Consider the following 20,064-nt stretch of genomic DNA (forward strand, 5'->3'; position numbering starts at 1 on the left):
GGAAATCGTTCTTCTTCTTGGGGACATTTCCCTGTTTGACATGGCACAGAGACGAAAGCGAGGCTGTTGCATGTCGGAATTTGTGACGTTTACCAACGAATTTGGCCAAACGATCCAGATGTCGCGCGAAGATTACCAGAAGAAAGTGATTCCGAACTATCTGGACAAGTACTGGGACGAGAAGGAAAAGCTTCGCGATTTTGCGATGGGGCTGGTGCGCGACCAGTTCACCGAACAGGCGGCCGTCGCGGCCGATCGCCTGCTGGAACTGTACGGACCGATCGAGTCTGCGCTCATTTTTCGCGCCGTGGTGCACATGCAGGCGCGCGAGTTCGACAAGGCCAAGACGATGCTGATCGACTGTCTGGAGCGCTTTCCCACCTCCGGCACCGCCTGCACCAATCTGGCCAAAATCTACGCGTTTCAGGGCGAAGAGGCCAAAGCGTTTGAAACCCTGGAAGCCGGGCTGTTCAAGGACCCCAATCAGGAAAACGGGCTGAACATGTACGTGGAAAGCTTCCTGCAGTTCAGCAAGCGGGACGAGCTGAAACAGCGGCTGGAGGCGCTTGCCGCCAAAGAGGGGGCGTGGATGCCGCAGCTCCACATGGCGCGCCTGTTCCTGACGGAGGGCAATCTGCTGAAGGCGATGCAGTGGTACAGGCAGGCCATCGAGAGAACCAAGGGGAAGGACGAAGTGGTCATGACCGTCACCGGCGAGCTGGGACAAGCCGGGTACGTCTATCAACTGATCCAGATCTGCGAGGAGTACTGGTCACCCGCGTTCCCCTTTCCGTACGCGGGGTTCAACTACGCCAACGCGCTGCTGGCCACCGACCAGAAGGAGAAGGCCATCGCCGTGCTGCGCGAGATGCAGCAGCATCTGCCCGACAAGTACAAGCCGATGGTGGACCATTTTTTGGCCCGGGTGCCGGGAGCGCAGGAGACGGAAGCGGCGATGCGGGAGCAGGCGCAGGCGCAGACGGTACCCAGACAGGAAGAATCGAACAAAAAGAGCTGGTGGAAGTTTTGGCAATAGCCCGCTTGCGTCCAGGTGTCCGGCAGTACGTACGGCCGGACGCTTTTTTTGTACAGGGGAGGGGACGGCAATGCTGCACCATGTGGAACTGTACGTGTCCGATTTGCGCCGGTCGGCCGCCTTTTGGAGCTGGCTGTTGGAACAGTTGGGATACGAGCCGTTTCAGGAGTGGGAAAACGGCGTCAGTTGGCGATGCGGGGAGACGTATCTGGTCTTTGTCCAGGCGGAGGAACGGTTTCTCGACATTCCCTACCACCGCTGCCGGGTGGGGCTCAACCATCTGGCGTTTCACGCCCGCAGCCGCAGGCAGGTGGATGCGCTGACGGAGGAACTGCGCAGGCGGGGCGTGACGATCCTGTACGAGGACCGTCATCCCCATGCCGGAGGGCCTGATCACTACGCGGTGTACTTTGAAGATCCGGATCGGATCAAGGTGGAAGTGGTGGCGCCGGTGTGGGGATGAGGGCGCGGGCATGCTTCACGGCGACCGGCGGGAGCGGAGCACGGAAAGGAGCGGGTCGCGGTCTTCCGGAAAGGAAAGTTCCAGATGTTCCAGCGCCTCTGGTGAAATCCATGCCACCTCGTGAATGAGGCCGTCCGGATCGTGGAGACGAGGATGGCCGCCGATGATCTCCGTTTCAAAGTAGTGGACCGTAATCTGAGCATCGTTCGATTTCATTCGTTTCACCCACATCTCGCGCCTAATCCGTGCCACGAACCCGGTTTCTTCCCATACCTCGCGGACGCAGCATTCTTGAAGCGTTTCGCCCGGCTTTTTGCCGCCGGAAGGAACAGACCAGCGTTTCGGCTCTTCGGGTGTTCCCTGAAGCACCATCAGCAATTGCCTGTGGTCATTGACACACACGGCGGCAGATCCTTCCCACACGAACAAGTGAGCCACCTCCTTTGTCTTGGCATCATTTTACCATGGACAAACGGAACGTGCTTCACGCAGACCGGCGCCGTTCCCCGCGAGAGCGGAACGGCGCCGGTGCCAAGCCTCTATTGAAACTGGCGGGTGAGCAGCCGTTCGAGAACGGCGACGCCTTGATACATCAGGGTGGCGACCACCGCGATGATCGCCAGGCTCACCATCACCAGGGTAAAATTGAACACCTGAAAACCGTAGATGATCAGATAGCCCAGCCCTTTTTGCGAGACGAGAAACTCGCCGACGATCACGCCCACCCAGGAGAGGCCGACGTTTACCTTGAGCGTGGAGAGAATCGTCGGGATCGTGGCGGGCAGGATCACCATCGTAAAGGTTTGCCGCTTGTTGGCGCCCAGCGTCTGGACCACCTTGACGTAATTGGGGTTCACTTCCTTGAAGCTGGTGTAGATCACGATGGTGGTGATGATGACGGAGATGGCGCAGCCCATCGCGATCACGGAGAGCAGGCCGGGCCCCAGACCGACGATGAAGACGGGGCCCAGCGCCACCTTGGGCATGCTGTTGCCGACCACGAGATACGGCTCCAGCACCCGGGAGAGGAAGGGGGACCACCAGATCAGGGTGGCGAGCAGCGTGCCGAGCAGCGTGCCCAGCAGGAAGCCGACAACGGTCTCCCCCACGGTCATCGCCACGTGCGGCATCAGGCTGCCGTCCAGCAACAGCGACCAGAACAACTGCCACATTTTGGACGGGTAGCTGAAGATCAGCACGTTGATGACGTTGGCGCGGGCGAGGCCTTCCCAGACGCCGATGAACAACAGAAACAGGGCCAATTGGGTGGCGACGATCAGGCAGCGCTGTCTCGCTGCCTGTCTCAAATGGCTGCGGTGGATCGCGTCAATCTCATTTGGCTGCATCGGACACCACCTCCATCTCTTTCCATACCTGGTGAAACAGCTCGTGAAACCCGGGATGATTGCGGGCGTCAAACGGCAGCGCTTCACGGATCGCCGCCGGCACGACCACTTCGCTGCTGATGCGGCCGGGATTGCGCGCCAGGATGTACACCCGGTCGCCCATCGCAATCGACTCGGACAGGTCGTGCGTCACCAGCACGGCCGTTTTTTTGTGGCGGCGCAGGGCGGAGAAAATCAGGTCCTCCAGCTTCAGTTTGGTCTGGTAGTCCAGCGCCGAAAACGGTTCATCCAGCAGCAGGATGTCAGGCTGGCAGGCGAGCGTGCGAACCAGCGCCACCCGCTGCCTCATCCCGCCGGAAAGCTGCGACGGATATGCCTTGCGCACGTCGGCCAGTTCCATTTCCTCCAGCAGATGCAGGGCGTACGCTTCCGTCTCCCGGTTGCGGATGCCTTGTATGTCCAGGCCGAGGAAGATGTTTTCCTCGATCGTGCGCCAGTTGAACAGAAAATCCTGCTGCAGCATGTAGCCCACCTGGCGGGAGGTGCCCTCCACCGGCCGTCCTTCGATCAGAATCTTGCCGGCCGTCGGTTTTTCCAGCCCGGCGATCAGGGAGAGCAGTGTCGTTTTGCCGCAGCCGCTGGGGCCGACCAGGCAGATGAACTCGCCTTCCTCCACGCGCAGGTTGATGTCCCTGACCGCCATGAACGCCCTGGACGTCGTGACGTAGAGATGGGTGACGTGGCGCAGCTCGATCTTGGCCGGCAGAGAAAGAAGCTGGTTCATGGAGCTTACTTCCCTTCCTTGGCGGTTTTGGCGAACGAGGTGTCGACCAGCTTGGCGTAATCGACGCGCTGTTTCAGTTCACCCGCCTGGTCCATGATGTCCTGCAGGAGGTTCCACTCGGTTTCGTCGAGAATCGGGTCGGTGGCGTACGAGCCCTGCTCCAGATAGCGTTTGACGGAGCTTTCCAGAATCTCCGGCTTGACCTCCTGGAAGTAGGGCGCGATCACCTGGGCGGTCTCTTTGGGAGAGTGGCTGGCCACCCATTGTTGCCCTTTGTAGATGGCATTGGTAAACTTTTGGATAGCGGTTTTCCGCTCGTCGAGATAGCTTTGTTTGGCCATATACGAGGTGTAGGGAACCGTGCCGCTTTCCTTGCCGAACGAGGCGACGACGTACCCGATGCCGTCCGCCTCGAATTGGGACGCCTGCGGCTCGAACAACTGGACGTACGCTCCCGTCCCCGAGGCAAAAGCGGAAGCGACGTTTTTGAATTCGATGTTCTGAATCAACTGCAGGTCGGCGTGCGGATCAATGCCGTGCTTTTTCAGCACGTACTCGCCGACCATCTGCGGCATGCCGCCTTTTCGCTGGCCGAGAAAGACGCTTCCCTTCAGTTGGTCGAAGCTGAAGTGATCCAGCTTTTGGCGCGACACGAGAAAGGTGCCGTCCGTCTGCGTCAGCTGCGCAAAGGTGATGACCGGATCGGCCGCTCCCTGCTGGGCGACGTAAATGCTCGTCTCCGAACCGACCAGCGCCACGTCGATGCCGCCGGAGAGCAGGGCGGTCATGGTTTTGTCCCCGCCCCACGTGGTGGTCAGCTCCACGTCGAGCCCTTCCTCTTTGAAAAAGCCTTTTTCCAGCGCGACATACTGGGGGGCGTAAAAGATCGATCGGGTTACTTCCCCGATCCGTATTTTTTCCGGGGCGTCGGCACAGCCGGTCAACAGCGCCGTCAGCGCCAGTCCGGCGGCAAGCCCCAGAGAGAGCAGTCGCTTCATCATAATCCCTCCTGACAGGTCAAGTGCCTGAACGATTTGCCTGATGTAGGGTATGCGCCCCCTGAAAAAAGGGTGAATGCCCAGCGTCCGGACAGGCACCTGGACGTCAGGATGAAAAGGAGACCAATCGCTACATGATCGTTACCTTCCTGGGAACCGGATCGGGTGCCCCGTCGACGCGACGAAACGTCAGCGGGATTGCCCTTCGCTTTGTCCAAACAGGCAAGTGGTGGCTGTTTGACTGCGGCGAGGGCACGCAGCACCAGATTCTGCGTTCGCCGCTAAAAGTGAGTCAATTGGAAAAAATCTTCATTACCCACCTCCACGGGGATCACCTGTACGGCTTGATCGGCCTGCTGGCCAGCCGCTCGCTGCGCAATGACGAGGCATCGGCAGTGGAGCTGTACGGGCCGCCGGGCGTGGACCGCTACATCCAGGCGGTGATGGACGTCAGCCCCGTCCATCTGCATTACCCGCTGCATGTGCACATCATCGAGGAAGGGACCATCTGGGAAAACGAAGAGATGACGGTGTCCTGCCGCCGGGTGCAGCATCGGGTGCCGGCGTACGCCTATGCCGTGGTGGAAAAGGATCGCCCCGGCGCGTTTCTGGCGGACGCGGCCAAACGGGCCGGCATCCCGCAGGGGCCGCTGTACGGGGCGCTGAAGCGGGGAGAGCGGATCACCCTGTCCGACGGCCGTGTCTTCGATGGCCGCGATTTTGTCGGTCCGGCCCAGCCGGGGCGGAAAGTGGTCTACAGCGGAGACACGCAGCCGTGCCGCGCCGTCCGGGAACTGGCGGCCGGGGCCGACCTGCTGATTCACGAGGCGACGTACGCCTATCGGGACAAGGAGCTGGCCGTGCGCAGCGGCCACTCCACGGCCCGGGAAGCGGCCCTGCTGGCCCGGGAAGCGGGGGTGAAGGCGCTCTGCCTCACCCACTTCAGCCCGCGCTATGAAAATGAAGACGGGGACCTGACGATGGCCGATCTCTTGGCGGAGGCGCAGGACGTCTTTCCCAATACGACGCTGGCGGAGGATTTTGCCAGCATCCCCGTAAAACGGGTACGCGGCACGGTGGGAGAAACGGAAAATCCCTGCTATAATGAATGATCATCATCAGGAAAGAGGGAGAGCATGAAACGGGTTACCTTTGCAACACCGGAAGAACTGCGGGAGCACTGCCTGCGGGAGAACCTTTCCCTGATCGTGGAGTACCGTGACGAGGAAAACCGGCAGCGGCAGGTCGTCCTGGCGGGAGAGCGGCTGAACGAGTTGGAAGCCTACATCGACCGCCCGAAAGCGGAGGCGTACTTCCGCAAAGACGGCATTTTTCACGAAGTGGTGGCCGGATGGCGGTAACCGGTGAAGAACAGAGAGAGAACCGGAGAGGATAGGTGAACGGGAGTGTCCGGGAAACGAATCGGCGGGCCGCTCGTGGTTCGCTACGCCATGTTTGTGCTGGGGCTGTTCATCGGCGCGTTTGGCTGCGCGCTGACGATCAAGGCCCACCTGGGCGTCTCGCCCTGGGATGTGCTGCACATCGGCCTGCAAAAGACCTTTGGGCTGACGATCGGCATCTGGTCGCAAATCGTGGGGGTCATCGTCATCCTTCTTTCGTATGTGCTGGCGAAAATCAAGCCGACGTTTGGCATGTTTTTAAATATGGTCTGCTTTGGCAGTTTTCTCGACTTTTTTCTCTGGCTGGACGTCGTCCCGACAGCCGAAACCATGCTGGAACGGCTGCTGATGCTGCTCGCCGGTGTGCTGGTGATGGCCGTCGGCACCGGGATGTACATCTCCCCGCGGCTGGGCGCAGGGCCGCGCGACAGCTTCATGCTGGCGATGAACGAACGGATGGGCTGGAGCATTCAAAAGGTGCGCATCGCCATCGAGGTAACCGTCCTGTTGGCGGGAGCGGCCCTGGGCGGACCGGTGTCGATCGGCACCGTGCTGATCGCGCTGCTGACCGGCCCGCTGATCCAGCGCACGATCCCGTTCTGGCAAACCGTCATGCAAAAACCGTACGGGATGGCGCCTGCCCCCCAAGCCAAAAAGCCTGCAGCTTCTTGACGGAGCGCAGGCTTTTTTGGCGTTAGCAAACGGCAGGGAGGACGGACGACGGGCGGTTTTGCCGTTCGGCTACGGCTGAAATTTGTTCCGGTACTGGGCGAGCGCCAAGAGCGGCCAGATGTAGCGGTAGCTGTGGTAATGAATGTAAAAGCCTCCGGGCAGGGCGGCGCCTGTCGGATAAGACGACGTCCAGTCCCGCCGCTTTCCCGCCGCGAGGAGAAAGCGGACGCCCGCTTCCAGCTCCGGGCCCGGTCTGCGGGAGACGGCAGTCAGCGCGTCGACGGCCCAGGCCGTTTGCGACGGCGTGCTGGCGCCGAGGGGAACGTATCGTTTCAGCACGTCGCTTTGGCACGACTCCCCCCAGCCGCCGTCCCGGTTTTGAACGCTCCGCAGCCACGAGACGCCTTTTTGGATCGCCGGATGATCGGGAGAGACACCTGCCGCGATCAACCCGCTCAGGGCCGCCCAGGTGCCGTACAGGTAGGAGATGCCCCAGCGTCCGTGCCAAGAGCCGTTTGCCTCCTGATGACGGAGCAGCCAGTCAACGCCCCGCCGGACGGCCGGATGCTGCAGCGTCATACCGGCGTGATTCCCCAAAAATTCCAATGTCCGCCCTGTCAGGTCGGCTGTGGACGGATCGGTAAAAGCGGCCTCCGCTCCGCCGGCGGGAATCAGTTTGACCAGCGGATTGGCGGTGTTTCGTTCAAACGCCGGCCATCCCCCGTCACTGTTTTGCATGGAAAGAAGCCAGCGCAGTCCCCTGTCCCACGCCTGCCGAATCGCCGGGTCCCCTCTGCCGGCGCGGTGCAGGGCACGCAGCGCCGCCGTCGTATCGTCCACGTCGGGATTGATCGTGTTGATGTCGGAAAAGCCCCACCCGCCCGGCGGCACGCCCGGACTGCGCCGGGCCCAATCGCCGTATCGGTTGTGCTGGCGGCTGAGCAGGTAACGAGTCGCTTGTTGGATTACGGGGTGGGAGACCGGCATGCCGGCCGTTTGCAGGGCGTGACTGAGCAGTGCCGTATCCCAGATGGTGGACGTGGAGTTTTGCATGTGCAAAACGTCGCCAACGGGACAAACCAACCGCTCAGCGCCGCGAACCGCCCGGATGATGACGGGGTGATCCGGTCGGTAGCCCAGCGCGAGCAGGGCAAAGATCATCAGAAACGTGGCGGTGAAAAAACTGTACAAGGTGCCGTCCGGCTCCAGACGGTCCAGGAGAAAACGCTCCGCCTCCCGCAGCCCCAGCTCGCGGGCAGGCCGCAAGAAAGAGGGGAGACTGCGGATTCCGCTGTCGATCAGCTCGTGGAACCAGATGAGGTCCGGCTGCTGCGGACCGGCCGATGGCAGTCCGCGAAACAGGTCGGACAGGTCGGGCATCTGCCGGGACCTGACGGCAAACGTCCGGGCAGCCGCCACCATGATCGGGACCAGATGTACCCGGGCAAAGCCGACCAGATCAAACAGATGGAGGGGAAAAAAGGGCGGAACGAGCATGAACTCCGCCGGAATCGGAAACGGCGGCCAGGGATGTTGGCCGGTCAGGGCGAGCATGACCCTCGTGCCCAGATTGGCCTGCGCCAGTCCTCCCTTGGCCCGGATGAACCGTCTGGCCGCCTGCAGGCGCTCATCGGACGGCGCGGCGGCTCCGGCTGCCAGCAGGGCGAAATAGGATTCGATCGTCGTGGAGAGATTGCCGTCTCTCTCATCGGGATACAGCTTCCAGGTGCCGTCCGGTGCCTGCCGGGAAGCGATCCGCTTCGCCAGCCCGCTGATCAGCGGTTCGTTGGGGATGTTCAGGGTGCGCAGCAGGATGATCGCGTACGCGTCCGTCAACGGCCCGCTTTCAAAACAGTACCGCCAGGAGCCGTCGGCCTGCTGCTCGCGCTGCAGCACAGCAGTCAGCCGTTCCAGCTCGCTGTTCACGCGCAGCGGCACGCGCGCCACCTCCTTCGTCTGTCATCGTTTCGATTGCGGTTTGCCGGGAAATCAGCTCACACTCTATTGCTATGACCGCCGGGATTGTCCGGCTCCCCGCCGCATGCGGCGGCACGGGAACCGATGGGGCAGGCCGCCAAATTGGACGGCGCTGAAATGCAGCTCATGGGCGTCCGTCCAATCAATCCATACGTTTGACTCATACCGTATGAGTAGTTGCCGACAAAGGAGGGGAAGCGTAATGAGTAGTCTGTTTAATGGCGGTTTTTTTGACGATTTTGCCTTGGTGCTGGTGTTGTTTGTCTTGCTGACGATCGTCGGGTGCGCCTGCGACAACTAATCCGGACACAACTGGCAGGTATTGAGCAAATGGGGAGCGGAAGCGCTCCCTTTTGCTTTGCGGTTTTGTGGTGACGTAAGACGCAGCAGCTTGGCGGGCGGTAGAAACAGCGCACAGCCATTCGCCCTTTTTTTCCAACCTGTGTGAACACCCAACCCCAAACGCGGCATCTGTACATAGGATGATGCAGACATTTGTCACGACAGGGAGGAATCCAGGTGAAGATCTTGACGTTTCATCATCAAGCGCCGTTTGCCGACATTTTGGCGGAGCTGAAGGAGAAGTTGGCCACCCGGGCGGTGAAACAGCCGTGGCGCTGCTTTGACGACGTCTCCTGCATGTGCGTTCGCGATGAACTGTTTCAGATGTACCAGGACCACTTTTTGCGGCACAATCCGATCGTGGAAGAAAACGTGGTGGTCAGCGTGCACACGGAAGAAGAGGTGCCCTGGGGCGTGAAGTATGTAGGGGCGGAACGGATGTGGAAGAGAAGCAAGGGAACCGGGGTGAAGATCGCCGTCATCGATACGGGGATTGACCGCAGCCATTTCGAACTGCGGGATCGGGTGAAAGGAGGCATCGAACTGGTCCGGGGCAAACGCAACGGACACGGCACTCACGTGGCCGGCATCATCGTGGCGGAAATGAACCAGCGGGGGATTGTCGGCGTCTCGCCGGAGGCCGATCTCTACGATGTGCGCACGTTCCGCGAGGACGGCACCGCCACGCTGTCCGACATCATGCGGGCGTTGAACTGGTCGATTGAACACAACATGGAGATCATCAACATGAGCTTCGGTATGCCGCAGTACAGCGAGGCGCTGGCGCGGATCGTCAAAAAGGCCGCAGACCGGGGCATCGTCATGGTGGCGTCGGCCGGCAACAACGGGGGGACGGTGGAATACCCGGCCCGGTATCGGGAGGTGATCGGTGTCGGGGCGGTGGGCCAAAACGGCAAGCTGGCCGAATTCAGCTCGCGCGGAAAAGGGATGACGACGACAGCGCCGGGCGTGGACATTTTGTCCACCTGGCCGGGCAACAGCTTCAAGAAGCTGAACGGAACGTCGATGGCGGCTCCGCACGTGACCGGATTGATTGCGCTGCGCTTGGCGCGGCGGAAAAAAACGGCCGCGAGTTGACCGGCCGGAGGCTCCACAAAGACGGGCAGGCGATGCCGCTTATCGCCTGCCCGTTTCCTTTGTGCCGTCCTGTTCCGCCTGCGGTTACTGGTGCGTTTTTGTTTCGTAGTCTTGCTGGACGCGAAACCATATATTAAGATCGTTTATAACGCTGGCCAATTCGTGAATCTCGCTGTTCAACTCGCAGGAGCGGGCGAAGTTTTCTTCCTCGAACATCTGTTTTTGCTTTTCGATGATGATGGCTTCCAACTGTATGATGCGGTCGGGAATCGTTGCGCGAATCTCTTCCCACTCCAGCAGCATGCTGGCCCGCTCTTCCGGCGAATACTCGTCCCAGTCGTGGTAGAGGACGGGAAGCCGAATGCCCAGCCGTTCGTCGTACTGAAATTGGTAACGCAAAGCCCTTTCACTCCTCTCCGCTCCCATCATACCAAAAAAGGAGCCGCAGGGGGAGGGCCAAGCCCGCAAAGAGGTGAACCATTGTGACGACTGCAGCCAACGGCCGCGTGCTGATTGACGCCGACGCCTGTCCGCGAAGCGCGCTGGAGATTGCCCGGGCGCTGTGCGAGGAAAAAGGGTGGCGCTGCGTCACCTTTGCCAGCTACCATCACCAGCTTCACGGCGAAGATCACGTCGTGGTGGACGCCGGCCCCCAGGCGGTGGACATGAAGCTGGCCAACGAAGCGGGAGCGGGCGACATCGTCGTCACCCAGGACATCGGACTGGCCGCTCTCGTGCTGGGGAAACGGTCCAGGGCCGTGACGCCGCACGGGTCGGTGTTCGATGCGGAACGGATCGCGTTTCAACTGGAAGAACGAAACGAAAAAGCGCGCTTCCGCCGGGGAGGCGGGCGAACCCGCGGACCGTCCGCGCGCACGCAGGAGGACGATCAGCGGTTTGCGGACGCGCTGCGCTTGTTGATGGAGGAGGGAGGACGAGGATGAATCGCCATTTGGCCGGTCTCCTGTGGGGAGCCGGATTCTTTTTGATCTTGTCGCTCGCCCTGATCGCGATGTGGCACCGGGATTGGTTCGGCCCGCTGGATCAAGCGGCGTTTGCGGCAGCCGTCGGGATGCGGTCCGCGCCCCTGACGGCGGCCATGACGGCGGTGACCCAGTTGGGCGGGGGAATCGTGCTCGCGCCGCTCGGGCTGCTCGCGGCCGCGCTGCTGTTCGTGAACGGGTACCGTTCGCAAGCGGCTGCCGTCCTGATCGCCCTCCTGGGCAGCGAACTGTTGAACGAGGGGCTGAAGCACTGGTTTGCCCGGCCGCGGCCGATCGGCTTCAACCTGATCGAGCGGCCCGACTCGTACTCCTTTCCCAGCGGTCATGCGATGGTGAGCCCGCCTTTTTACGCCATGCTCGCCCATCTGCTGCGCGGGCGGCTGGCGGACAAGGCGTGGGCCGTGTACATAACACCTGCTGGTGTGCTCTTGATCGTCCTGATCGCCGCAAGCCGCGTCTACCTCGGCGTGCACTACCTGAGCGATGTGCTGACAGGCCTCTGTCTTGGCGCTTTCTGGTACTGCCTTGTCCGATACGGTCTGGAAGCGTGGGGCAGCCGGCCGCGGCCGCAGACGGTCGGTCCTGTCACGCCCGCTCAGACGGAATAGCCGAATTCCTGCATCAGGCCCAGCCATTTTTCCACGCTGGGCTTGTTCTTTTTGTCCCGGGGCAGGACGATGTAGGCGGAACGTTTGGGCGGTCTGCTGCCGACAATGGCGATTTCCTTCAGCGTTCCGGCGGCGAGGTCGGCCTTTACCGTCGAACGGGTCAGCAGGCTGACGCCCAGCCCTTCCTTCACCAGGTCGATGGCCAGCTCCGCCTTGTCCACGTGCAGTTTGGGGACAAAGCTGCGCGGCAGCGTCTGCCGGATCCACTCGTCAAACGGCGGCCCCCAATTCATGAAAAGCAGGGGGAGGTTGCGCAGTTCGCGAGCGTCCACGCGGGTCGCCGCGAGTATCGAGTCGTCCGGGGGGCTGACCAGCACGATCTCGTCTTCCCAGGCGGGAATCACCTCAAAGTTGGGCAGGGACGGTGGCACGTAGACGATCCCGATCTGGATGACGTTGTCCAGGAGAAATTGAATCACGTCGGCGGAGTGGCCCGTTTTGGTGCTGATGGCAATGTGCGGGTAGCGGTAGTGGTACTCCTTGAGAATTGGCTCCAGGATGGAGGTCCAGATCGAATTCAGACTGCCGATGGAGAGGTAATCCTCGTACGGCTGGAGGGCGGCCACTTCGTTCAGCGCCTCGTTGGCGAGCTTCAGGATCCGTTCGGCGTACGGCAGCAGCGTCAAACCGGCCTGGGTGATCTTCACGCTGCGCTTGTCCCGGGTAAACAGCGGCTTGCCTACTTTTTCTTCCAGTTGTTTGATTCTCGTCGTAACGGTCGATTGGACAACGTGCAGCATTTCTGCAGCTTTTGTGAAGTTTTTCGTTTGCGCCACGGTATAAAAGGCACGCAACTGTTCGAAATCCATATGCTGGGTTCCCTCTTATCACATTCTTTGATTACTCTGTGCAAAAATGTTCGTTTCTCAAATTATACCCGCTTCCGTAAGCTGAGGGTATCGCGAATTGTTTGACAGTCGGTAGAGAGAGTGTGAGAGAGATGAAGAGGGAAGTGTGGAGCGAAACGCCGTTTTCCGTCAAGTTGCTGCTGGCCACCTCGTTTTTGATGAACCTGGGGTTTTACGCGCTGATTCCGTACCTGACCCTGTACTTGACGGGCAGCATCGGGTGGACGGTGGCGATGGCCGGCCTCGTCCTTGGCGTGCGTCAATTCTCGCAGCAGGGATTTGCCTTTCTCGGCGGGGTGGTGGCCGACACCTTTGGCTACAAGGGCACCATGGTACTGGGCCTGTTGATTCGCGCCGCGGGTTTTGCCCTGTTTGCGTTCTGTACAGAGCCGTGGCATTTTTTTCTGGCGGCCGTTCTCTCCGGTTTGGGCGGCTCGCTGTTTGAACCGGCCATGTCGGCCGCTTTTGCCGTGCTGACTCCCGAATCGATCCGCAAAGACGTGTTTGCGTTTCGCAACGTGCTGACCAACATCGGCGTCGTCGGCTCCCAGGTCGTGGGGACCGCCCTGGCCGCCGTCGATTTTACGTACCTGTCGCTGTTTGCCGGCGCCATATTCGCGGGGAACGGGCTGATCGCGCTGTTCCTGCTGCAGCCGATTGAGGCGAAACACGAGCGGCACGGCGTCTGGGCGAGCATGTCGCTGGTCCTGAAAGACAGGCGCTTTGTCCGCTACACGATGATCCTGATGGGCTACTACTACCTCAACATGCAGATTTTTCTCACCATCCCGCAATTGGCGGAGGACGTGACGCACAGCAAAACCGCCGTCGGCATCGTCTTGTCGGCCGTCTCCGTTTCCGTCATTTTGCTGCAGATGAAGGTCAGCCAGTGGCTGGAGGGGTACGCGCAGCGCCTCACCCTGATCGGATTGGGCACCCTGGTCATGGGATTCGGCTTGTTTTTGCTGGCGTTTGCTGATACGCTGTGGATGTTGATCGCGGATGCGCTCCTGTTCGCCCTGGGCACGATGATCGCCGTGCCCCATATGATGGACATGGTGCAGCGTTTTGCGCCGCGCGAGCACGTCGGTGCCTACTACGGCTTCAACGGGTATTCGCTGGCGATCGGCGGTTCCGTGGGCCAGTTTGCCGGCGGTTGGGTGTACGATGCGGCCCAGCGGCTGGAGATGTCCTGGCTGCCGTGGACGCTGTGCCTGTTCGTCGGCCTCTGGGTGGCCTGGAAGCTGTACCGGATGGAGCAGGAGATGGCTCAATCCGGCAGCGACTGTATGAGGATGGCCCGCTCCTGAAAAATTTTTTTGTGCTGGCTTGAAACATTTTCCATCTTCCGCTCGTATATAACGGTAGAGATGGTTGGCACAAGAGAAAGGGAGGGAATCACATATGGAAGACATGAAGAAACTGAAACGGATGCTGCTTGTAACCAGTTCCCTTGGATTTGCCGTCTTTGCCATGGTGGTAATCACGGAGATTGTACGCGTAGCCATGTAACACGCCGTACGACGCACGATAGCAACTTACATGAATAGCTTGCGGAAACGAAAAGCTTGCGGTCCCTCAAAGGCCGCAAGCTTTTCTGTGTGGAAAGGCGCGTTCCGCGTTCGGTTCGGTTTGGCTTGGTTCGGGAAACAGGGGGCCGCCCAAGCCCCCATCCCGGATCAGCGTGCATCCGGCCGGTCAGGCCGCGTTTTGATCCGTCCAGCCGTTCTTTTTTTTGACATGCAGATGGTAGATGAGGATGCAGGCCGCGAGGAACGGAATCCCGCAGTACAGCGCGATCCGCTGCTCCGGGTCGAACGCCAGGCTGACCAGCACGGTGATGTTGAGAATCAGCGCGATCAGCGGAAGCACCGGGTAGAACGGCGTCCGGAACTTCAGGTCCTCCAGCAAGCCCCCGTTTCGCAGGTAATGGCGGCGGAATGCGAGCTGGGACAGGGAAATGGAAATCCAGCCCACCTGCGCTCCCAGACCGGCGATGGACAGCAGGACCATAAATACGGTGTCTTCCGCGATGAAGCCGGACAAGAGCGACAGCAGGGAAATGGCAAAGGTGATCAGGAGCGCGTGCATCGGAATCCCCTTGTGGTTGACTGTCGCCAGTTTGTCGCTGGCCATGCCTTCTTTCGACAGGGAGTAGAGCATCCGGGTGGCTGCGTACAAGCCGGAGTTGGCCACGGACAACAGCGCCGTCAGCACGACGAAGTTCATGATGTCGGCCGCATACGGGATGCCGATGCTGTCAAAGACGACGACAAACGGACTTTCGATCACGCCCGCCTGCTGGTAGGGGATCATGCCGGCCAGGACGAAGATCGCCAGCACGAAAAAGACGAGCGTGCGCCAAACGGTGTTGCGGATCGATTTGGGAATCGTCTTTTCCGGCTCCTTGCTCTCGCCGGCGGCAATGCCGATCAGCTCCGTTCCCTGGAAGGAAAAGTTGACGGTGATCATCGTCAGCAAGAGACCGGTGATCCCGTTGGGCAGAAGCGGGCTGTCCAGGTAATGGGAGAGCATCGGGGCGGGTTGGCCGTATTTCATCTCGATCAGGCCGAACATGGCGGCGCCGCCCAGAATGATGAACAGGATGATAGCGCTTACCTTAATGCTCGAAAACCAGAATTCCGTCTCCCCGAACGCCCGCGCCGAAAGCGCATTCAATACGAACAAGACGGCACCGAAAATCGCGCACCACATCCAGACCGGCGAATCGGGAAACCAGCGCTGCATCAGCATGCCCGAAGACAAGAGCTCCAGCGCCACCGTGACGGCCCAGCCGAACCAGTACAGCCAGCCGACGGCAAACCCGAGCGACGGGCTGACAAACCGGGTCAGGTAGGTCTGGAACGAACCGGCCACCGGCATCGCCACGGACAGCTCGCCCAGGCAGAGCATCGTCAGATACATGATCAGGCCGCCAACCAGGTAGGAGACAATCGTTCCGATCGGTCCCGCCTGGCTGATGGTATAGCCGGAGCCCAGGAACAGGCCGGTTCCGATTACGCCGCCGAGCGAAATCATGAACAGGTGGCGGCTGCTCATGGCCCGTTTCAATTCGTGGTGGTGCTCTTTCCGTGATGTCATGTAACCCTCTCCTTCAGGAAAAATACAAACAGCCTTGCATAACCTGCGAGGACATGTCATGCAAGGAGTGTACCAAGTCGGAATTGTCTTGCGTTTGCGGACAATTGCAAAAACGGGGACAGCCTCTGCAAACGAATTGGGCAGCAAGCGCAAAAAAATTCGTCAGCCGCCAAAAATGTTGGCGCACCTCACGAAGGCTTCACGCCCAGTTTGCGCAGGCGGTACTGCAGGCTCTGCCGGCTGATTCCCAATTCCCTGGCGGCGCGGGAGATGTTGCCGTTGTGCTTTTCGACCACGCGCTGTATGTAGTATGTCTCAAACTCCCGCATTTTTTCTTTCAGCGGCTTGATCTCGTCCGCAAACGGCTGAACCGGCATCTTTTCCTTGGCGGCTCCTGCCGTGCGGCGCAAAAAGTGATAGGGAAGATGCGCGGAAGTGATGACCGTTTCGTCCGCCATCAGGTTCATCGCGCCTTCGATGACATGCTGCAGCTCCCGCACGTTTCCGGGCCAGTCGTGGGAGAGGAAAAAGCGCATGACCTCGTCGCTGATCCCCGTCACGTTCATCTGAAACAACTGGTTGTACTTGCGGATAAAATGGTCGACGAGCAGGGGAATGTCCTCTTTTCGCTCGCGCAATGGCGGGATGAAGAGCGTGACCACACCCAGCCGGTAGTACAGGTCCTTGCGCAGCCGCTGTTGGGAGATCGCCTCGATGGGGTCTTCGTTCAGCGCGGCGATGATGCGCACGTCGATCGCCCGGTCCTTCGTGTCGCCAATGCGCCGGATGGACTTTTCCTGCAGGGCGCGCAACAATTTGGCCTGCAGCGGCATACTAAGCGAGTTAATCTCGTCCAAAAACAGCGTGCCGCCTTCCGCCTGTTCAAACAGCCCCGGCCGCTCCACCGCTCCGGTAAAGGCGCCGCGCGCGGTGCCGAAGAGCAGCCCCTCGATCAGGGTATCGGGCAGGGCGGCGCAATTTTGCGAAATAAACGGGCCTCCCGCGCGCAGGCTGGCGTTGTGGATACTCTGCACGAACAGCTCCTTGCCGGCGCCGGTTTCACCCACCACCAGCACGGAAGACGAGGTCCGCGCCGCACGTTTGGCGCTCTCGATCACTTCGCGGATGGCCGGGCTCTCGCCGATCATGGTGTCAAACGTGTAGCGGGCGCCGTTCTTGTCCCACAGATTTTCGCGAATCAGCCGCTCCATCTTGGTGACGTCGTTGGCAATCTCCATCGCCCCGATGATCCGGCCGTCCTCCATAAGCGGGAAGGTATTGTTGATGGTGGTGATTTCGATCCCTTTGTCGTTGAAATAGGTTTGCCGCACGTTGCGCACGCTTTTGCCCGTCCGCAGGCAGCGAAGGAGCGTGCTCTCCTGCCCCTGCGGAAACTGGAACACCTCTGCCAGCGGCCTGCCCAGCACGTCGCGTTTGTTCATCGCCTCCAGTTCCGTCATCTTCCGGTTGTACACGATGGACGTCCCCTGGGCGTCAATGACGTGGACCCCTTCGCTGATGCTGTCGAGAATGTGTTCGTAGATGCGCAAGAAGGTTTCATGCGACTCGTTCGCCATCATCATGCACCTGCCTGTCATTCCTATGAAGGTTATCATACCATAGGAGGAGGCATGTGCAAAATGATTGTGCACCTGTGCGAAAACATGCGAGGGACATGCAAAAAAATTTTGCAACTGCTGGAATGGAACCACCGGGGGTTCAAGCTGCGGCAAGATTTGGCTCGGTTGGCATCATTCTTGAATGGATGAACAGGACAACAAGCGATTCAAGGAGGCAGACAACATGAACAAGACCAAGGCGGTCATCGATCAAACCGAGAAATACGGCGCGCATAACTACCATCCGCTGCCGATCGTCATCTCCAAAGCGGAAGGCGTTTGGGTGGAAGACCCGGAAGGCAACAGATACCTGGACATGCTGAGCGCGTATTCGGCACTGAACCAGGGCCACCGCCATCCCCGCATCATCCAGGCGCTGAAGGACCAGGCGGACAAGGTGACGCTGACCTCGCGCGCTTTTTACAACGACCAGTTGGGCGTGTTCTATGAAAAACTGGCGCAGTTGACCGGCAAGGAGATGATCCTGCCGATGAACACCGGAGCGGAGGCGGTGGAGACAGCGCTGAAAGCCGTGCGCCGCTGGGCGTACGAGGTGAAAAAGGTGCCGGAAAACCAGGCGGAAATCATCGTCTGTGAAGGCAATTTCCACGGCCGTACCATCACGGTTACGTCGTTCTCATCCGATCCGTCCTACAAGCGCGGGTTCGGGCCGTTCACCCCGGGCTTCAAAATCATCCCGTACGGCGACATCGAGGCCCTCAAGCAGGCGATTACGCCGAACACGGCGGCGTTCATGCTGGAGCCGATCCAGGGCGAAGCCGGCATCATCATTCCGCCGGACGGCTTCCTGAAGCAGGCGTACGACGTGTGCAAAGCCAACAACGTGCTGCTCGTCTGCGACGAGATCCAGACCGGGTTTGGCCGCACGGGCAAGCTGTTCGCGTCCGATTGGGAGGACGTCAAGCCGGACGTGTACATCATGGGCAAAGCACTGGGCGGCGGCGTGTTCCCGATCTCCGCAGTGGCTGCGGACAGGGAAGTGCTCGGGGTCTTTGAACCGGGGTCCCACGGCTCCACGTTTGGCGGCAATCCGCTGGGCTGCGCCGTCGCCGTGGCCGCACTGGACGTCCTGATCGACGAAAAGCTGGTGGATCGCTCCCGCGAGCTGGGGGCGTACTTCATGGAAAAGCTGAAAGAGATCCGCAACCCGCTGATCAAGGAAATCCGCGGCCGCGGCCTGTTTATCGGACTGGAGCTGAAAACGGCCGCCCGTCCGTACTGCGAGCAGTTGAAGGAACGGGGTCTCTTGTGCAAAGAGACGCACGAGACGACCATCCGCTTTGCGCCGCCGCTGGTCATCAGCAAAGAAGAGCTGGATTGGGCGATCGAGCGGATCAGACAGGTGCTGCACATCGCCGAGCCGGCCAACGCGTAAAGCACGGCTGCGCCCATACCGCTGAAAAACGAAAACCACCCCGACCGGGTGGTTTTTTGCTGCGTTTTACCTTGATCCTGACGCCGGGGATGGGGGCGGAGTCCGGCTGCCGCTCCTGACCGGCCACAATCGTTCGACAAATTGTGACATGGTGTGGATAAGCGTTCGATGGAAATCCACAGAGACAAACCGGTATCTTTTTCCAGTTGTCAACAATTTGCCCACAGCTTACCCACACGATGTCCACATGGGCTGTGGATATCGGAACGGTTGTTCGCGCACGTCCCTTCTGCTACAATGGGCACATGAAACAGATGGAGGTGACCAAGGTGAAATACTTGAGCGACCAGATGTTGATAGAAGTATATCAGCGTGCCGTCGACCTTCAATTGGATCCCGCCTTCATCGAGCTGCTCTGCGCAGAGATGGAAAGGAGAAACCTCCGCATTACACAAGTCAGCGCTTGATGGGCAAACCTCAAGACAGCATCCATCATAGAAAAGCCATCCGTTTCGGCGGATGGCTTTTTTTGATGCGTCTCCACACGTATGTTCGGGACACTGTCCCTCGCTTGTGCCGCACCGCTCGGGTACGGCGGCTGTCTTCCGCGGCATGTCCGGTTGGGGGCAGCCGCTTACTCTGCCGTGACGAATTCAAACGCGGTGATGGCCTTGAGCGGCGGTTCGCCAGACGCAAACCACTCCGGCAGGAAAAAGTAGACGGGGCCGTCTTCGCGCAGCGGTTTGCCGTCTCGGGAAAACTGCAGGATCGCACGTCTGGCCTGTTCGATCGGCAGCGTCACCGGCTCCTGTCCGTGCCGGTGGATGCGCACGTGCGTCGCTTCCGGCAGCGGGTTGGCGTTGTCGATAAACGGGGCCAGCCGCATGCCGTAATCGCCCTCAAGCGCTTTCCGTTCTTCCGCCAGACTCCGCCGTTCCGACGGCAGCGCGGCTCCTTCCCGCAGTTCCTTGTCCCACTGGGAACCGGTTCCCTGCAGGTAGGCGGATTGCCGTCCGTCCGTCTGCTCTTCTTCTCCCCGGTAGGTGCGCAGGTCGATTTTTCGTTCGTCGAAGATCCACACACTCGGGTCCAGCGTGATGGGGAACGACACGGCCCCCTTGAACACGATCACATCTGACATCCAGCATTCCTCCGTTTGTACAAAATCCTACCCTTGATTGTACTGTACATGCCGGGATGCGGCAAACGGATCTTGGAAAAGGGAATTTTCCGAAATAAGAGTAATGTTATAATTGACTCATGATTTTGAATTCATTAATAATAGTAACCAATCAATACGGAAACCTGTCT

At 60.0% G+C, this 20,064-nt stretch carries 22 protein-coding genes; 12 read left to right on the plus strand and 10 right to left on the minus strand.

Annotated elements, in window-relative coordinates; all coding sequences use genetic code 11:
• Positions 1-70 precede the first annotated feature (70 nt).
• Positions 71-1,036 carry a tetratricopeptide repeat protein gene (locus FOI68_RS00640; RefSeq protein WP_143862062.1) on the plus strand — a complete coding sequence of 322 codons (966 nt, stop codon included), beginning with the start codon at positions 71-73 and terminating at the stop codon, positions 1,034-1,036.
• A gap of 70 nt (positions 1,037-1,106) precedes the next feature.
• Entirely contained in the window at positions 1,107-1,499 is a 393-nt protein-coding gene (locus FOI68_RS00645) for a VOC family protein (protein ID WP_065066172.1), read from the plus strand.
• Positions 1,500-1,514: 15 nt separating this feature from the next.
• On the opposite strand, the gene FOI68_RS00650 is transcribed toward FOI68_RS00645, so the two are convergent.
• From FOI68_RS00650 to FOI68_RS00665, 4 genes are all read right to left on the minus strand, one after another.
• Entirely contained in the window at positions 1,515-1,922 is a 408-nt protein-coding gene (locus FOI68_RS00650) for an NUDIX hydrolase (RefSeq protein WP_370512099.1), read from the minus strand.
• A gap of 116 nt (positions 1,923-2,038) precedes the next feature.
• The gene (locus tag FOI68_RS00655; RefSeq protein WP_143862064.1) at positions 2,039-2,845 is read right to left on the minus strand and encodes an ABC transporter permease; all 807 of its coding nucleotides are present in this window, start codon (positions 2,843-2,845) and stop codon (positions 2,039-2,041) included.
• On the minus strand, positions 2,832-3,629 hold the full coding sequence (locus FOI68_RS00660; protein WP_029099363.1) for an ABC transporter ATP-binding protein: 798 nt from the start codon (positions 3,627-3,629) through the stop codon (positions 2,832-2,834). The genes FOI68_RS00655 and FOI68_RS00660 overlap by 14 nt, the downstream gene beginning before the upstream one ends.
• 5 nt (positions 3,630-3,634) lie before the next feature.
• Positions 3,635-4,627 (minus strand): ABC transporter substrate-binding protein, encoded by a 993-nt coding sequence (locus tag FOI68_RS00665; RefSeq protein ID WP_143862065.1) that lies wholly within the window; start codon positions 4,625-4,627, stop codon positions 3,635-3,637.
• Positions 4,628-4,761: 134 nt separating this feature from the next.
• On the opposite strand from FOI68_RS00665, the gene rnz reads away from it, so the two are divergent.
• The 3 genes from rnz (at position 4,762) to FOI68_RS00680 (ending at position 6,699) form a co-directional block, all read left to right on the plus strand.
• Positions 4,762-5,739 carry a ribonuclease Z gene (gene rnz, locus FOI68_RS00670; RefSeq protein ID WP_143862066.1) on the plus strand — a complete coding sequence of 326 codons (978 nt, stop codon included), beginning with the start codon at positions 4,762-4,764 and terminating at the stop codon, positions 5,737-5,739.
• Positions 5,740-5,763: 24 nt separating this feature from the next.
• Positions 5,764-5,988 carry a hypothetical protein gene (locus tag FOI68_RS00675; RefSeq protein ID WP_029099366.1) on the plus strand — a complete coding sequence of 75 codons (225 nt, stop codon included), beginning with the start codon at positions 5,764-5,766 and terminating at the stop codon, positions 5,986-5,988.
• Positions 5,989-6,078: 90 nt separating this feature from the next.
• Positions 6,079-6,699, plus strand: coding sequence for a YczE/YyaS/YitT family protein (locus FOI68_RS00680; RefSeq protein ID WP_051967959.1), 621 nt, complete (start codon positions 6,079-6,081; stop codon positions 6,697-6,699).
• A gap of 69 nt (positions 6,700-6,768) precedes the next feature.
• Here FOI68_RS00680 and shc read toward each other — a convergent pair whose 3' ends face one another.
• On the minus strand, positions 6,769-8,637 hold the full coding sequence (gene shc / locus FOI68_RS00685) for a squalene--hopene cyclase (protein ID WP_143862067.1): 1,869 nt from the start codon (positions 8,635-8,637) through the stop codon (positions 6,769-6,771).
• 241 nt (positions 8,638-8,878) lie between these two features.
• Between shc and FOI68_RS00690 the strand changes: the two genes are divergently transcribed.
• A complete protein-coding gene (locus FOI68_RS00690) occupies positions 8,879-8,977 on the plus strand; it encodes a YjcZ family sporulation protein (RefSeq protein ID WP_029099369.1) in 99 nt (32 codons plus the stop codon).
• A 218-nt stretch (positions 8,978-9,195) separates the two neighbouring features.
• Positions 9,196-10,116: a S8 family peptidase gene (locus FOI68_RS00695; protein WP_029099370.1), complete on the plus strand. Its 921-nt coding sequence runs from the start codon at positions 9,196-9,198 to the stop codon at positions 10,114-10,116.
• Between the two features lie 84 nt (positions 10,117-10,200).
• Here FOI68_RS00695 and FOI68_RS00700 read toward each other — a convergent pair whose 3' ends face one another.
• Positions 10,201-10,515 (minus strand): hypothetical protein, encoded by a 315-nt coding sequence (locus FOI68_RS00700; protein WP_029099371.1) that lies wholly within the window; start codon positions 10,513-10,515, stop codon positions 10,201-10,203.
• Positions 10,516-10,598: 83 nt separating this feature from the next.
• Here FOI68_RS00700 and FOI68_RS00705 point away from each other — a divergent pair, with 83 nt between their 5' ends.
• Both FOI68_RS00705 and FOI68_RS00710 read left to right on the plus strand, forming a co-directional pair.
• On the plus strand, positions 10,599-11,060 hold the full coding sequence (locus tag FOI68_RS00705) for a YaiI/YqxD family protein (RefSeq protein WP_143862068.1): 462 nt from the start codon (positions 10,599-10,601) through the stop codon (positions 11,058-11,060).
• Positions 11,057-11,728: a phosphatase PAP2 family protein gene (locus FOI68_RS00710; RefSeq protein WP_143862069.1), complete on the plus strand. Its 672-nt coding sequence runs from the start codon at positions 11,057-11,059 to the stop codon at positions 11,726-11,728. The genes FOI68_RS00705 and FOI68_RS00710 overlap by 4 nt, the downstream gene beginning before the upstream one ends.
• Here the strand turns inward: FOI68_RS00710 and FOI68_RS00715 are convergent.
• Positions 11,716-12,597 (minus strand): LysR family transcriptional regulator, encoded by an 882-nt coding sequence (locus FOI68_RS00715; RefSeq protein ID WP_029099373.1) that lies wholly within the window; start codon positions 12,595-12,597, stop codon positions 11,716-11,718. The two genes, FOI68_RS00710 and FOI68_RS00715, sit on opposite strands and share 13 nt — an antisense overlap.
• 131 nt (positions 12,598-12,728) lie before the next feature.
• Here FOI68_RS00715 and FOI68_RS00720 point away from each other — a divergent pair, with 131 nt between their 5' ends.
• Positions 12,729-13,946: an MDR family MFS transporter gene (locus FOI68_RS00720; RefSeq protein WP_029099374.1), complete on the plus strand. Its 1,218-nt coding sequence runs from the start codon at positions 12,729-12,731 to the stop codon at positions 13,944-13,946.
• A 388-nt stretch (positions 13,947-14,334) separates the two neighbouring features.
• Here FOI68_RS00720 and FOI68_RS00725 read toward each other — a convergent pair whose 3' ends face one another.
• Entirely contained in the window at positions 14,335-15,738 is a 1,404-nt protein-coding gene (locus tag FOI68_RS00725; RefSeq protein WP_143862070.1) for an amino acid permease, read from the minus strand.
• Positions 15,739-15,926: 188 nt separating this feature from the next.
• Complete coding sequence (locus FOI68_RS00730; RefSeq protein WP_370512100.1) at positions 15,927-17,318, minus strand: sigma-54 interaction domain-containing protein; 1,392 nt, start codon at positions 17,316-17,318, stop codon at positions 15,927-15,929.
• Between the two features lie 223 nt (positions 17,319-17,541).
• Between FOI68_RS00730 and FOI68_RS00735 the strand changes: the two genes are divergently transcribed.
• On the plus strand, positions 17,542-18,753 hold the full coding sequence (locus FOI68_RS00735; protein WP_029099377.1) for an ornithine--oxo-acid transaminase: 1,212 nt from the start codon (positions 17,542-17,544) through the stop codon (positions 18,751-18,753).
• Between the two features lie 329 nt (positions 18,754-19,082).
• Positions 19,083-19,220 (plus strand): sporulation histidine kinase inhibitor Sda, encoded by a 138-nt coding sequence (gene sda / locus FOI68_RS00740; RefSeq protein ID WP_029099378.1) that lies wholly within the window; start codon positions 19,083-19,085, stop codon positions 19,218-19,220.
• A 167-nt stretch (positions 19,221-19,387) separates the two neighbouring features.
• Here sda and FOI68_RS00745 read toward each other — a convergent pair whose 3' ends face one another.
• Positions 19,388-19,894, minus strand: a complete 507-nt coding sequence (locus FOI68_RS00745) for a molybdopterin-binding protein (RefSeq protein WP_143862071.1) — start codon at positions 19,892-19,894, stop codon at positions 19,388-19,390.
• Positions 19,895-20,064: the final 170 nt, after the last annotated feature.

The organism is Brevibacillus sp. LEMMJ03, from assembly GCF_007197875.1.
Taxonomy (GTDB): domain Bacteria; phylum Bacillota; class Bacilli; order Brevibacillales; family Brevibacillaceae; genus Brevibacillus; species Brevibacillus thermoruber.